Source organism: Desulfotalea psychrophila LSv54 (assembly GCF_000025945.1).
Taxonomy (GTDB): domain Bacteria; phylum Desulfobacterota; class Desulfobulbia; order Desulfobulbales; family Desulfocapsaceae; genus Desulfotalea; species Desulfotalea psychrophila.
Window position 1 is genome coordinate 78519 of the sequence record NC_006138.1, and the last position, 13553, is coordinate 92071.

Annotated in this window: 12 protein-coding genes; 9 read left to right on the top strand and 3 right to left on the bottom strand. The window is 47.9% G+C overall.

Going from position 1 to position 13553, the window contains the following annotated elements; genetic code table 11:
- Nucleotides 1-90 precede the first annotated feature (90 nt).
- The 5 genes from DP_RS00330 to DP_RS00345 all read left to right on the top strand — a co-directional run bounded on the left by DP_RS00330 (nucleotide 91) and on the right by DP_RS00345 (nucleotide 3338).
- Nucleotides 91-864 (top strand): hypothetical protein, encoded by a 774-nt coding sequence (locus DP_RS00330; protein WP_041277427.1) that lies wholly within the window; start codon nucleotides 91-93, stop codon nucleotides 862-864.
- 12 nt (nucleotides 865-876) lie between these two features.
- Nucleotides 877-1800 carry a ketopantoate reductase family protein gene (locus DP_RS00335; RefSeq protein ID WP_011187316.1) on the top strand — a complete coding sequence of 308 codons (924 nt, stop codon included), beginning with the start codon at nucleotides 877-879 and terminating at the stop codon, nucleotides 1798-1800.
- Nucleotides 1801-1817: 17 nt separating this feature from the next.
- Nucleotides 1818-1976 (top strand): hypothetical protein, encoded by a 159-nt coding sequence (locus tag DP_RS17775; protein ID WP_156792162.1) that lies wholly within the window; start codon nucleotides 1818-1820, stop codon nucleotides 1974-1976.
- Between the two features lie 333 nt (nucleotides 1977-2309).
- Nucleotides 2310-2879: a 5' nucleotidase, NT5C type gene (locus DP_RS00340; RefSeq protein WP_011187317.1), complete on the top strand. Its 570-nt coding sequence runs from the start codon at nucleotides 2310-2312 to the stop codon at nucleotides 2877-2879.
- A gap of 18 nt (nucleotides 2880-2897) precedes the next feature.
- Nucleotides 2898-3338: an NUDIX domain-containing protein gene (locus DP_RS00345; RefSeq protein ID WP_011187318.1), complete on the top strand. Its 441-nt coding sequence runs from the start codon at nucleotides 2898-2900 to the stop codon at nucleotides 3336-3338.
- Nucleotides 3339-3560: 222 nt separating this feature from the next.
- Here the strand turns inward: DP_RS00345 and typA are convergent, their stop codons facing one another.
- Nucleotides 3561-5363 carry a translational GTPase TypA gene (gene typA, locus DP_RS00350; protein WP_011187319.1) on the bottom strand — a complete coding sequence of 601 codons (1803 nt, stop codon included), beginning with the start codon at nucleotides 5361-5363 and terminating at the stop codon, nucleotides 3561-3563.
- Nucleotides 5364-6051: 688 nt separating this feature from the next.
- Between typA and DP_RS00355 the strand changes: the two genes are divergently transcribed.
- Nucleotides 6052-6654, top strand: coding sequence for a hypothetical protein (locus DP_RS00355; RefSeq protein ID WP_011187321.1), 603 nt, complete (start codon nucleotides 6052-6054; stop codon nucleotides 6652-6654).
- Between the two features lie 357 nt (nucleotides 6655-7011).
- Nucleotides 7012-8442: an SDR family oxidoreductase gene (locus DP_RS00360; protein WP_011187322.1), complete on the top strand. Its 1431-nt coding sequence runs from the start codon at nucleotides 7012-7014 to the stop codon at nucleotides 8440-8442.
- A 46-nt stretch (nucleotides 8443-8488) separates the two neighbouring features.
- On the opposite strand, the gene DP_RS00365 is transcribed toward DP_RS00360, so the two are convergent.
- Together DP_RS00365 and DP_RS00370 are read right to left on the bottom strand one after the other, a co-directional pair.
- Complete coding sequence (locus DP_RS00365) at nucleotides 8489-9031, bottom strand: DUF2058 domain-containing protein (RefSeq protein ID WP_041278138.1); 543 nt, start codon at nucleotides 9029-9031, stop codon at nucleotides 8489-8491.
- Nucleotides 9032-9099: 68 nt separating this feature from the next.
- A complete protein-coding gene (locus DP_RS00370) occupies nucleotides 9100-9741 on the bottom strand; it encodes an arylesterase (protein WP_011187324.1) in 642 nt (213 codons plus the stop codon).
- 99 nt (nucleotides 9742-9840) lie between these two features.
- On the opposite strand from DP_RS00370, the gene DP_RS00375 reads away from it, so the two are divergent.
- Together DP_RS00375 and DP_RS00380 are read left to right on the top strand one after the other, a co-directional pair.
- Nucleotides 9841-11610: an ABC transporter ATP-binding protein gene (locus DP_RS00375; protein ID WP_011187325.1), complete on the top strand. Its 1770-nt coding sequence runs from the start codon at nucleotides 9841-9843 to the stop codon at nucleotides 11608-11610.
- A complete protein-coding gene (locus tag DP_RS00380; protein WP_011187326.1) occupies nucleotides 11607-13415 on the top strand; it encodes an ABC transporter ATP-binding protein in 1809 nt (602 codons plus the stop codon). Before DP_RS00375 ends, DP_RS00380 begins: the two co-directional genes overlap by 4 nt.
- The last annotated feature ends 138 nt before the right edge of the window (nucleotides 13416-13553 follow it).

Sequence of the window (13553 nt, forward strand, 5' to 3'; positions counted from 1 at the left end):
TACTTACCTTCGTAGATATTTTTCATCTAAGGTTGATATTTGAATAAAGTGGTCTCCAACCAAGACCACTCACATTACAGGAGTAGCATCATGCAGACAGGACAACAAGAAAGAGCAGTAAAGACACTTCTTACCACCTCCCTCCTATTTTTTTCCCTTATCATCTCAACTACAGGTTTTGCCGGAGCAATACATAATGGCATAATTAAAGAGACTATGAACTCAGGTGGCTACACCTATATGCTCATGGACGAGGGCAACAAGGATATCTGGGTAGCAATCCCAGAGAGCAAGGTAACAGAGGGCAGCAAGGTAAACTATATCAAGGGAATGGTGATGTCCAACTTCACCAGCAAGACCCTTAACAAGACCTTTGCCACCATCATCTTCTCACCAGGACTGACCACAGAAGAGGCCACAACTGCGGAGAGTGGCGATCTTTTTGCCGGCGCCATTAAGGCAGAAAAGGCCCAGAAAAAGATGGAAACGGACGAATCACCGGGTAGCGAGGGGGCCGTCAGTAGCTATCAGGAGGTAAAGATAGAGAAGGCTCAGGGCGACAATGCCTATACCGTTGCGGAGCTCTTTGCCAAACGGCAGGAACTTGTCGGCAAGACAGTTCGGGTGCAGGGCAAGATCACCAAGATCAATATGAGTATTCTGGGGAAAAATTGGATCCACATTCAGGATGGTAGTGGCAATCCCATGGAAAACACCCATGATCTGGTGCTAACAACAGCCAAGACCCTGCAGGAGGGTGATACCCTTGTTCTTGAAGGAAAGGTCACCATTGACCGTGATTTTGGTTATTCATATAAGTATAACCTTCTGATCGAAGAGGCAGTTCCCGTAGAAAATCAGTAGGACAAAAAACAGATGAAAATTGTTATTATCGGCCCGGGTTCCATGGGCCTACTCATCGCCTCAAAACTTGCCTTGGCAGGTAATGAGCCGCTCCTGCTTGATTATCGGCAGGAGCGGGCAGAGAGGCTGAACCAAACGGGAATCATCTACCAAAACCGGCAGGATAAACAGATCTGCCGACCGAAATTTATCTCCCAGCCCAGGAACCTCACCAACATTGATGCCCTTATCTTTTGTGTCAAGTCCTACTCACTGAGCCAATCCCTTCAGTTTTGCCAACCTCTTTTAGAGCGGTGCTCCCTGGCCCTCTTTATGCAAAATGGCATCAGTCATCTCCAACCACGCCGGCCCGATCATGTAAGCGCCGCCTTTGCCAGCACCACCGAAGGCGCTTACCTGGTAGAGCCGGGCCATATCTATCATGCCGGTCAGGGAATAACTAAAATCGGCTTTCTTGCCAATGCCCCCGAGAAGAGCCAACGTCTTCTTAAAGAGCTTATTACGGAACTGAACAGTTCAGGTCTAAAAAGCGAAGAGAGCAAGACGATAGAGGAGGTTGTCTGGTCTAAGCTCCTGGTCAATATTGGCATTAACGGCCTGACAGCCATCTACAACTGCACCAATGGCGAGCTACTCAAACGACCCGAGGCGCAGGCACGAATGAAAAGGGCCGTGACCGAGGCAGAAGAGGTGGCCCGGGCAATTGGTATAAAACTGCCGCCAGACCCCCTTGAGCAGGTACGGGCCGTCTGCCGGGCAACAGAAAACAATATATCATCAATGCTCCAGGATATCAGGGCGGGACGAAGTACTGAGATCAGGGCTATCAATGTGGCTCTGTTAGAAATTGCCACGCAGCATGGTATTGCCTGTCCTGAAAATGCCCTTATAGTATCTGAGGTGCTCCGAAAAGAAGCTTTAAGACTGGAGCTATAGCAGTGGAGCACCGCGGAATGGCGAGCTGTCAGAAAGGGCAACAGCAACAGCAACAGCAACAGCAACAGCAACAGCAACAGCAACAGCAACAGCAACAGCAACAGCAACAGCAACAGCAACAGCAAATGTTAACCACAGAGGAAAATGAGAGCACAGAGAAAAACTTTTTAAATTAAACTGCCTAAAAACAGAGATGAAATTTTAATTTTAAAGACTTTTAATATTATTTCTCTGTGTACTTGGTTGCCAGCGGCTAACTGTTTTCGCTTTTCTCGTTCTACCTCTCGCCTTTCGCTACTTCGCTGCTATCTTTTAGGCAGTGGCAGTTTACCAAAAAGATCTCTGTGTGCTTGGTTGCAGTGGTTAACTTTTTTTTGCTTTTTGTTTTTCGCTTTTCGCTTTTCGCCACTTCGCTACGCCCCGCTGCTACTGACAACTGAAATCTATAACAAGACTAACGTAAAACAGAAAAATCACTACAAAAGTAGAAAATATAAAGAGAGAAAAACATGCAAATTCCAGCAGGAGAGATAGGATTTGATTTTGATGGGGTAATAGCCAACACCGCCTCATACTTTATCAACTTGGCCAAAGAAAAACACAACATCCACATTAACCTTGAAGATATCACCAATTTTGACGTGGAAGAATGCCTCAACATGAGCAAGGAGATGGCCGACGACATTTTCATGGAGATCATGCAGGACTCAATGAGCACAAGACTGCAGCCACTGGCAGGTGCCATCCAGACCCTGAGCAAAATTGCCCAAAAGCACTCCGCAACCATTATCACCGCCCGCCCCATCCAGAGGCCCGTAGAGATCTGGTTGGAGAGACATTTTTCTGCAGAGATACTGCCTAAAATCAATCTGGTGGCCATGGGAGATCACGACGGCAAAGTTCGCTACGCACGGGAGCGGGGCATAAAATACTTTGTTGACGACAGGGCCGATACCTGTCTCCAGTTCGCCCGTGAAAACTTCACCCCCCTGGTATTTGAGCAACCGTGGAATAGGGGACGACATAGTCTCACCACCGTTTCCAATTGGCAGGAGATTCAAGACCTTGTCGAAATATAGAACGAAGAGAGAACGCATATGAAATGCCCACACTGCCAAGGACCAATCACTATCTACAGAAATCCAATCCCCACCGTTGATATCATTATCGAAATAGAGGAAAAGGTGGTGCTGATAGAGAGAAAAAACACTCCTCATGGTTGGGCCATTCCGGGCGGCTTTGTCGACTACGGTGAATCCTTTGAGACAGCGGCATTGCGCGAGGCAGAGGAGGAGACAGGGATAAAGCTAAAGGAGATAGAGCAGTTTAGAACCTATTCAGCCCCGGACAGAGACCCACGCCAGCACACCGCCTCAACCGTTTTCTTTGCCAGAGGAGATGGACAACAGCCCCGAGGTGGAGACGATGCCCTCCGGGCAGAACTCTTTTCCTGGGATGACCTGCCTGCAGGAATTGTCTTTGATCACAAAAAAATACTCGCCGAATTCAGAGCATTTTCTCAGAATTTGAGGACATAAAAAAAGGGCTGAGAAGAAAATTCCTCTCAGCCCTTAACTAGTGCTCTGTAAAACTTTATCCACCGTATATTGTTTGCCCTTTTCTCGCGCTGACTTCGTTTCTCATTCGGTCACATAGCGCTGCTATGCTCCTTCATTCGTGCCTTGTAGCGCACCAAAATGGCTAAACAATATTGACGATATCTAAATCTCTACAAAGCACTAGTACGGAGTCAGCGAATACTAACTACGAATTCGTACGCCTGGCTTCTTACGCAGACGAATGGACTGAGGAGTTACCTCAACGAGCTCATCATCGTTGATATAGGCAATACAATCTTCCAAGGTCATTGCCTTTGCTGGAACAAGAATAACGGCTTCATCGGAACCAGAGGCACGCATATTGGTAAGTTTCTTGCCCTTAGCTGGGTTAACAACCAAATCAGCTGCACGAGCATGCTCACCAACAATCTGTCCCGCATAAAGGGGATCGCCCGGCTTAACAATAAGGTAACCACGATCCTGAAGGTTGAAGAGTGCGAAGGCTACGGCTACACAGGTCTCTTTTGCAATCAGAACGCCGTTCACACGGTTAATAATATCACCAGCATATGGACCGTACTCGGAGAAGACATAAGCCATCATGCCCATTCCCTTGGTATCGGTCATAAATTGTGATTTATAACCCAAAAGACCACGGGTTGGAATCTTGTAAATCAAACGAACCATGCCATTTGCAAGGGTCATCTCTTCCATCTGACCTTTCAATTTACCAAGCTTCTCAATAACCGGTCCCTGATAGAGTTCATCAACGTCAACGGTAAGGGTTTCGTATGGCTCAAGTACCTGACCATTATCATCTTCGCGCATGATAACTTGAGGACGGGTTACCTGAAACTCAAATCCTTCACGACGCATATTCTCAATAAGAATGGAAAGATGCAATTCACCACGACCAGATACCTTAAAACCTACAGCATCGGTGAGAGGCTCATAGCGAAGGGCAACATCGGAGAGAATCTCTTTTTCAAGACGATCACCAATATGACGTGAGGTAACATACTTTCCTTCACGACCAGCAAAAGGTGAATCGTTTGGAATGAAATGCATGGAGATGGTAGGTGGATCGATCTCAATGAGTGGCAGAGGGGTTGGATTCGCAAGGTCGGTAAATGTTACACCAACGTTTACATCATCCATACCGGCAACAGCAACAATTTCACCAACGCTGGCACTCTCTATTGACACCTTGCCATCACACTCAAAACGGTAAATTTTGGTGATACGAACAGGGGTGAGAGATCCATCACGACGGGCCACAGCAATGGGTTGATTGATGGTCATGGTGCCATTCACAACTTTACCAATGCCAAGACGACCAAGGTATGGAGAATAATCAATGGTACCAACCTGCATCTGCAGAGGAGCATCAACAGAACCCACTGGTGCTGGAGTCTGTTCGATGATCATCCTGGAGATACACTCCATACTACCACCATCAACGATCTCATCATCAGGATTAAGAAGGGCATAGCCCTCTTTCGCCGAGGCGTAGACAATAGGAAAGTCAAGGATATGATCAGGGGCATTCAACTTAACAAAGAGGTCGAAAACCTGATCTACAACCCAGTCACAACGAGCTGCTGGCTTGTCAATTTTGTTAATTACCACGATTACAGGAAGATGGTTCTCAAGGGCCTTCTTAAGAACAAAGTAGGTCTGTGGCATTGGTCCTTCCTGAGCATCAACGAGGAGCAGGGCTCCATCCGCCATACGCAAAACACGCTCTACCTGGCCACCGAAATCGGCATGGCCTGGGGTATCAATGATGTTAATCATATGATCGTCGTAATGGTATGAACCGTTTTTAGCGGTAATGGTAATTCCGCGCTCTTTTTCAATATCGCCGGAGTCCATAAGACGCTCGGACACTGCCTGGTTATCTCTGAACATACCAGACTGTTTAAAAAGCTCATCAACCAAGGTTGTTTTTCCATGATCAACGTGGGCGATAATAGCAACGTTACGAATTTTACTTTGTTCCATCCTGGTTGTCCTATAGCCAAAAAAGGCGGGGTTGGGTAATCTTAGTCAGAAGTACATCCCCAGCCTTTGGGGGTGCAAAAAAAAAAAGGCTTCGCAATCATGCGTCGCCTTAGAGTAACATTACATTATACACAAAGTATCAAACTTGGCAAGTATAAAAATCCACACCAACACCACCTATTACCGAAGAAAATGTTTGTCTGTCATCTTTATTTGGACTTATGCATGCATCTTTACCGGAGAGACTCGACCCTGTCAGAACCATCACCCCATTCCTCTGCCAGAGCCGCCACCCCGCCCAGAACGGCCTTTTCCCCCAGCACGATCACCATTTTTCCGCTTCGATCCACCCTTAGGTCCAGAGCGAATAACCAATAAAATAAGAACTAAACCAACAAGTAAACCTAATAATGCACCTAAGGTCATCACGTCCCCCATTCTAAAATTGCCACAAGGCCAGGAAAAGAAACAGGCTGCCATAGCCAAAGCTATATAACTACATTCATCACAAAGCTACTATGATAAGTAATAATGGCGACAGGGCCTCCCTGTCAAGAAAACTTCGAAGCAAAGGAAGTACAGCTGCCGCCAAGAGAGGAGTAGCCTCACAACTATTTGCACTTCTAACAAAGCTTTTGTACTATTAGATTTTAAAATAATTGATCTCTTCTACCTTAAAGGAACCACCATGCTGAAATACATCGCCCTGCTGACAATCAGCCTCTGCTCTTTTTGCCAAGCAGCCTACGCCCAACCAGGCACCCCACCCATTATCGTTGACCTCCCCGAGGCGGTAATAGAAAAGGCTCTCCAGGAAATTATCCCACTGTCCATCCCTACCAATTCCGACAGCATCTCTGGTACCATCGAAATTGCCCAGATAAGCGAACTCAAGCTCAGCAACAAGATACTCTCCTGCAAAACCAAACTGAAGGGTCACAATATCCAACTGGGAACCAAACTTGGCAGCCAGGTCATCCACCTTAATGTTGGTGAGGTAGAGACTAATTTTTCCACCGAGGCAACTCTCCGCTTTGACCCCGCAGGCAAACAAATATTCATCAAACCCGTTCTCAAAAATGGCTCCTCAGATGGTGATGCCCTCAGTAACGCCCTGCTCCTACTCTTAAGCGGCAAGGAGTTCCCCCTAAAACTTGAGAAGATAAAGCCCATCACCGCCCAGATAGATCAACAGAAACTATTTATCGACATGGCGCTCTCAGACATCATCATCAAAGAGGGTCTCCTGCGAGTACTTTTGCACCCTAAAGTATATAAGGAAAAGCTGTAGGAGAACAACAGCTGGCAGTTATCAAATAGATGAGGACAAAAAAACAATTAACCACAGAGTGCACAGAGATTTTTTGGTGAAAAACGAAAAGCGAAAAGTAGCAGTGGAGCAGCAGTAAGTAGCAGTGAGTAGCAGTGAGTAGCAGCGAGGACAACGAGTGGCGTCAGCAGCATAGCGGCGAACGAGTGGCGAGCGGAATGGCGATAGCGAGAGGAACAGCGAGAAAAATCAAGCTGTAAGAGAACTACAGCTGTCAGCTGTCAGTAGTAGCGAAGTGACGAAAAGCGAAAAAACAGATACGAGATGCGAGATGCGAGATGCGAGATAGACTAAAACTAACAGCAAACGAGGGACATAATGAGAATTCTCCTCACAGGCGCAACAGGATATATAGGCAAAAGGCTTCTGCCCGCCCTTATCATCAAGGGGCATCAAGTTGTCTGTGCTGTTCGGGACCCCAAGAGGTTCCACCCTCCCAAATCATTGCTCGACCATATCGAAGTCATCCAATTAGATCTGCTCGATCAAGACTCTCTGCAAACTATCCCCACCGACATAGGAGCTGCCTACTATCTCATCCACTCCATGGCCGCTACCTCCGACTACGAGGAGATGGAGCTCCAGTCAGCTCATAATTTTCGCCGGGCAATCGAAGGTACAGAGGCTCAACAGGTTATCTACCTCAGTGGCATCGCCAACCAGAAAAAACTCTCTAAACACCTTCGCTCCAGAAAGATGGTCGAAAAAGAACTCCGAAGGGGAGACTACCACCTGACAAGCCTTCGAGCCGGAATTATTATCGGCTCGGGAAGCGCCCCCTTCGAAATCATTCGAGACCTGGTGGAAAAGCTCCCCCTGATCGTTGGCCCCAAATGGCTTGAAACCAAATCTCAACCAATCTGTATTACCGATGTCATCACCTATCTCTCCGAATGCCTCTTTCTACCGGCAAGCTATAATAAAAACTTTGATATAGGCGGGCCGGACATTCTCACCTATCGGGAGATGCTTCTGATCTGTGCTGAGACACGTGGTCTGACGAGAAAAATATACACCGTCCCTCTCATGACACCACGTCTGGCCTCATACGGCCTGCACTTTCTCACCTCCACCTCCTACCCCCTAGCCAGGTCACTGGTGGACAGCATAACAGTGGAGGTCACCTGCCGCGGCAATGACATTAAGAAGATTATTCCAAGCAAGAACATCTCGTACCGGGAGGCACTGGAAAGGGCCTTCTTAAAAATCGAGAGCAAGGAGATCCCATCAAGCTGGAAGGACTCCTTCGCAAGCGGGGGGCTGAAGATGAGCATTTCTGATTTTATCGATGTGCCCACCTTTGGTTGCTTTATCGATAAACAGATAGAGACAATAGAAGACAGAGAGGCGTGTCTCAATAATATATGGCGAATAGGAGGCAATACCGGTTGGTACTGCGCCGACTGGCTCTGGCGTATACGGGGAGTTGTCGACAAAATATTTGGCGGTGTCGGCCTGCGAAGAGGACGCACCCACCCGGATCATATCGCCACAGGAGATGCCCTCGATTTCTGGCGAGTACTCTACGCCGACAGAGACGAGGGCCGCCTCCTTCTCTTTGCCGAGATGAAAATTCCCGGAGAGGCCTGGCTTGAATTCAGGGTGGAGGACAACAAGCTCTACCAAACCGCCACATTTCGTCCACGGGGTGTTCTCGGCCGTCTCTACTGGTACTCCATCCTGCCCTTCCATGGCTTCATCTTCCCCAACATGAGCAAAAGGCTGGGGGGATCAGGCTACAAGAGGTAATAAAGATCCATAGAGAAGAGATAAGCCCTTACTACCCGAGGGAGAGCTACCACATAAGATCATCGGGGATTTGATACTCCGCATAGGGATCTTCTTCATCAAGATCAGCTGTCATTTCAGCAATAAAGACAAAGGTACCTGTGGCAAGACTCTCTATTTTCTCAATGACAGCCCGGTTCACAACCTCATAACCTGCCGCAAAAGCAACAATACCCAATCGCCCCTTGCTGAGTTGATCGGCAACCTCTTTAGCAACGAAGATGCGCTGTATTTTTTTATCATCGGTAAAATGATAGGCAAGACCTTTCTTGTCTTTTTCTATACGATTCTGAGTAATAATCTGTTTTACCGCAGCCATCGCTTCACGCTTGCGTAATTTTTCCTCACGCTGACGATTAAGCTCCTGAGCCCGAATCCGTTTCTTCTCCTGAGCCTCCTGAGCCAAGAGGGCGTTTTCATCAACTACAGGTGCTGCATTTTTGGCAACCTTTTGTTTCTTCTTCTGATGTTGAACTTTTTTACTCTTGGTCACCTGCTTCTTATCAACTAGGCCAAGCTTTAAGAACTGGTCCTGAAATGGATTGCTCATAACATTATTTATGGTGTTAATATTTAATAAGAAAAACAAAATCATAACAGGATGAATGGATAACAGACCTACCTGTTCACCTCAACCCGTTCTATGCCTTTAACCACAAAGGGCAAGATATTATCAACAATTATTTGATAGCCCGCCTGGTTGGGGTGAAGCCTATCCAACTGATTATAACGCCAGTCGAGGGCAACACCCTCTAGAAAAAATGGAAAAAAGACAGGACTATAATCCTCTTCCAGCTGAGAATAGATCCTATTGTATCTCTGCATATAGGCCTGCCCCCTGGTCGCCCTAACCTTCATCCCCGCCAGGACAACAACAACGTCATTATCTGCAAAAATTTGCAGTAACTGAGAAATATTATCCTTTATTTTGGCAGGGGCATAGCCCCTAAGGCCATCGTTAGCGCCTGTCTCCAGGATAACAATATCAGGCTCATAGGCCAAAATATCAGATGCACGGGCAAGGGTTTGAGCACTGACCTCCCCACTTACGCCAAGGTTTATAACCTCAAAGGCATAACCCATCCGGGCAAGTTTTGTCTGGAGTAGGGCTGGGTAGGCATCCTCCTTTTCCAGGCCATAGCCAGCAGTCAGGCTATCACCCACAGCAAGAATACGCCCCCCATTTTTCCCGGACACAACACCCTCGCCACGGCAGGCACAAAGGGCGAATAACAGCAGTACAGCATATATTTTATTCATAGAGTGGCAGTACCTCCAGGATACAATCATTTTTTGGTGTAAGTTACCCATATCTGGTATGATAAAGAAATCATCAAACCTCAACCCAGAATAACCACCTTGCAATCATCCGCATCAGAAAAAAGACCTTCTCTCCGCCAACTCCTCCTGCTGGTGGCCCCCTCCTTTAAAAGGTATCGCCTCCGGATATCCCTGGGGCTCATGGCCCTGATTATCGTTGATATCCTGCAACTACTAATTCCACGTATCCTCAAGCAAGGCATTGACTCCATCTCCACGAAAGCAGAGACGACCAATCTGGCCCAACTTGCAATTTTTATTATCTGCATTGCCTGCACCGTTATCATCCTTCGCTTTTGCTGGCGCTATATGATTTTAGGCTTTTCCCGTATCCTTGAGTGCACCATTCGCAACAGTATATTTTCCCATATCCTGCAAATGGACGCCACTTTTTTTGAAAAAAACAGTACGGGAAAATTAATGGCCCACTCATCAAATGACTTAAGCGCCGTGCAAATGGCCTTTGGCATGGGTACAGTGGCAGCCGTCGACTCCTCCGTAATGCTGACCGTAGCCATCGCCTTTATGCTCTCCATCAATGTCAAGCTCACCATTCTGGCCCTCGTCCCCCTGCCTCTTCTGGCGATAAGCACTAAAATACTGGCAGGACAGTTACACACCCGATTCGAGACAGTACAGGAACAATTTTCCCATCTCACCGAGTTTTCCCGTTCAGCCATCTCTTCCATATGGTTAGTAAAGGCATACACAATGGAAGATCTACAGACAAATCAATTCGATGCCCTTGGCAAAGAGTATGTCAGGGCAAATCTGAAGGTTGGCGTCATAAATGGCCTATTGCAGCCCCTCTCCACCCTGGTTGGAAATCTCGGCATACTATCGATATTCTTTTTTGGGGGGAGAATGGTCATCCAAGAAGTGATCAGCCTCGGTGATTTTGTTGCCTTTATCACCTATCTCTATATGCTCATCTGGCCCATGATGGCCATCGGCTGGGTGACCAACCTCGCTCAAAGAGGATTAACCTCACTACAGAGAATACGCCTCCTTATGGAGCAAAAATCGATGATGCTCGATGGCCCGGAAAAGGCCTCAAGAGAGACCAAGGGGGCACGAATAGAACTCTGTGACCTCTCCTTCACCTACCCCAATGCCTCACAGCCAGCCCTGCACCATATAAATCTCACTTTCTTAGAAAAAACATATGGACTCACGGGGCGAACAGGCTGCGGCAAGACCAGCCTCTGTCGAATTCTTTGCAGGCTTTATCCTGTAGAGGACGGTATGTACCTCCACAACGAAATAGACGTTAACAGGCAAGGCCTCAACGAACTGCGAGAGCAGATCAGTTATGTCAGCCAGGAGTCCACCCTCTTCTCCGATACGGTGAAAAACAATATTCGTTTTGGCAATGAGGAGGCAAGCGAAGAGGAGATAACAGAAGCCGCGCGACGGGCAGACATACACAATAATATCAGTGAATTGAGCAATGGCTATGACACACTCATCGGCGAACAGGGCGTTAAGCTCTCCGGTGGCCAACGACAACGCATTGCCCTGGCCCGAGCCCTGCTGACAAAACGGCCCATCCTCCTGATCGACGATGGTCTCTCCGCCGTCGATGTCGAAACCGAGCACCAAATTTTCTCCCGACTCCGGGAAGGAGAAAACAAAACTATCATCATCATCTCCAACCGGATAAAACTCCTCTCCATGACCGATGAGATTATTATTTTAGACAGTGGCGAAATAGCCGACCGTGGTAGCCACCAACACCTCCTGAGACACAATTCCCTCTATCAGTCCATGGCTAAAAAACAACAGGAACAGAGGGAGGAGAAACTATGAAAAGCTATGGATACGACGAGGCCGGGCAGACAGGCTCCCTGACAGACGGGCAACTCTGGGGCCGCATCCTGCAAATGACGGCTGCCTACAAATGGCACCTGCTCGCTGCTATCATTCTCTCCCTACTCATCACCGCCACCAGCCTCAGTCTCCCCCACCTTATCCAAAGGGGTATCGACGATTTTATGACAGCGACCAAACTGCCCATGGACACCAGGTTTTCCGGCATTGGTCAAATAGCTGTTCTTTACGCAGCATGCATTACCCTTTTTTTCGCAGCCAACTTTCTCCAGATCGTCCTCCTCGAGTGGATTGGACAAAAGGTAATGCACCATATTCGCCAAACCCTCTTCCGTCGCATGTTAGGCTTCGACCTCCGCTTCTTCAGCGATCATCCGACGGGCAGCTTAGTCACCAGGCTCACAAACGATATTCAAAATATGCACGATATGTTCACCTCGGTGATCGTCAACCTCTTTAATGACTGCCTACGCCTTATTGGCATTCTGGCCATCCTTATCCTGATGAATGCCCGTTTAGGGCTCTTCATGACCCTCTTCCTCCCCCTCGCCCTGATCAGCACCATCATCTTTTCCCGCCTGGCCCGGAAAAAATTCAGGGCCATGCGGGTCGGGATCGGCAAAATCAACACCTTTCTCAGCGAAGCGATATCAGGGGCATCAACCATCCAGCTCTTTGGCCGTGAGCGAACATTCTTTTCTCAGTTCAAAGAGATAAATCAAACCTACCTAGGCCACTGCCTGGGACAGGTAAAGGTGTTTGGCGCCTTTATGCCCTTCACCGAGTTTATGGCAACCATCGCCACGGCCTTTATCCTTTGGTATGGCGGTGGCCAGGTAATACAAAAGCATCTCAGCCTGGGGGAACTGGTGGCCTTCCTCTCCTATATGCGCCTCTTCTTCCAACCACTCCGGGAACTCTCACAAAAATACTCCATCGTCCAGGCGGCCATGGCCTCGGCTGAGCGAATCTTCCATCTACTCGATACAGAGTCACAGATAAAGGCACCGGAAAGACTTTCTGGCCCGTCCTCCCCTGTTCAGGGAGAGATTATCTTCAATGACATCCACTTTAGCTACAACCCCAAGGTACCGACACTCAGAGGCATCAACCTCCATATCCAAGCCGGCCAGACCATAGCCATCGTCGGTACCACCGGAGCAGGTAAAACCAGCCTTATCAACCTCCTGCTACGATTTTATGACCCCGAAAAGGGGCAGATAACAATCGACGGCAATAATATCAGCCAATATCCCTTCAAGACCCTTCGTTCCATGGTGGGGGTTATTTTACAGGATATTATTTTATTGCAAGATACCCTCCTTGCCAATATTATCATGGACACCAACCGATCACGCGCCGAGGTTGAAAAAATATTAACAGAGACGGGGATGAACCGTTTTGTAAAAAAACTCCCCAAAGGCTTAGACAGCGCCATTGGCCCGGGCGGTCAGAATCTCTCTACCGGAGAAAAGCAGCTCCTCTCCTTTGCCAGGGTACTCTGCCGCAGACCGGCTATAATCGTCCTTGATGAGGCAACCGCCGCCATCGATACCGAGTCTGAAAATATCCTTGAAGAGGCCTTAGCTAAAACATTTGTCAACCGTACTTCCATCATCATCGCCCATAGACTTTCCACCATAAAGAGGGCTGATAAGACTATTGTTATGGACAGGGGCAGGATAATCGAACAGGGTAGCCACCAGGAACTGCTGGCTCTTAAGGGTCGATATTATCACCTCGTTCGTCTTGACCAGAAGCAATTAGGGGGAAATAAGCTGTAGCAGTGGAGCGTAGCGGAATGGCGAGCTATCAGCTGTCAGCTGTCAGCTGTCAGCTAAAAGCAAAAACAAGGACAAGGACAAGGACAAGGACAAGGACAAGGACAAAAAGTTAACCACAGAGAGCACAGAGAGCACAGA

Coding starts and splice junctions, on each gene's coding strand:
- DP_RS00335 (WP_011187316.1), top strand. CDS start 877: ATGAAAATTGTTATTATCGGCCCGGGTTCCATGGGCCTACTCATCGCC.
- DP_RS00370 (WP_011187324.1), bottom strand. CDS start 9,741: ATGAATAAAATATATGCTGTACTGCTGTTATTCGCCCTTTGTGCCTGC.
- DP_RS00355 (WP_011187321.1), top strand. CDS start 6,052: ATGCTGAAATACATCGCCCTGCTGACAATCAGCCTCTGCTCTTTTTGC.
- typA (WP_011187319.1), bottom strand. CDS start 5,363: ATGGAACAAAGTAAAATTCGTAACGTTGCTATTATCGCCCACGTTGAT.
- DP_RS00360 (WP_011187322.1), top strand. CDS start 7,012: ATGAGAATTCTCCTCACAGGCGCAACAGGATATATAGGCAAAAGGCTT.
- DP_RS00330 (WP_041277427.1), top strand. CDS start 91: ATGCAGACAGGACAACAAGAAAGAGCAGTAAAGACACTTCTTACCACC.
- DP_RS00365 (WP_041278138.1), bottom strand. CDS start 9,031: ATGAGCAATCCATTTCAGGACCAGTTCTTAAAGCTTGGCCTAGTTGAT.
- DP_RS00345 (WP_011187318.1), top strand. CDS start 2,898: ATGAAATGCCCACACTGCCAAGGACCAATCACTATCTACAGAAATCCA.
- DP_RS17775 (WP_156792162.1), top strand. CDS start 1,818: ATGGCGAGCTGTCAGAAAGGGCAACAGCAACAGCAACAGCAACAGCAA.
- DP_RS00380 (WP_011187326.1), top strand. CDS start 11,607: ATGAAAAGCTATGGATACGACGAGGCCGGGCAGACAGGCTCCCTGACA.
- DP_RS00340 (WP_011187317.1), top strand. CDS start 2,310: ATGCAAATTCCAGCAGGAGAGATAGGATTTGATTTTGATGGGGTAATA.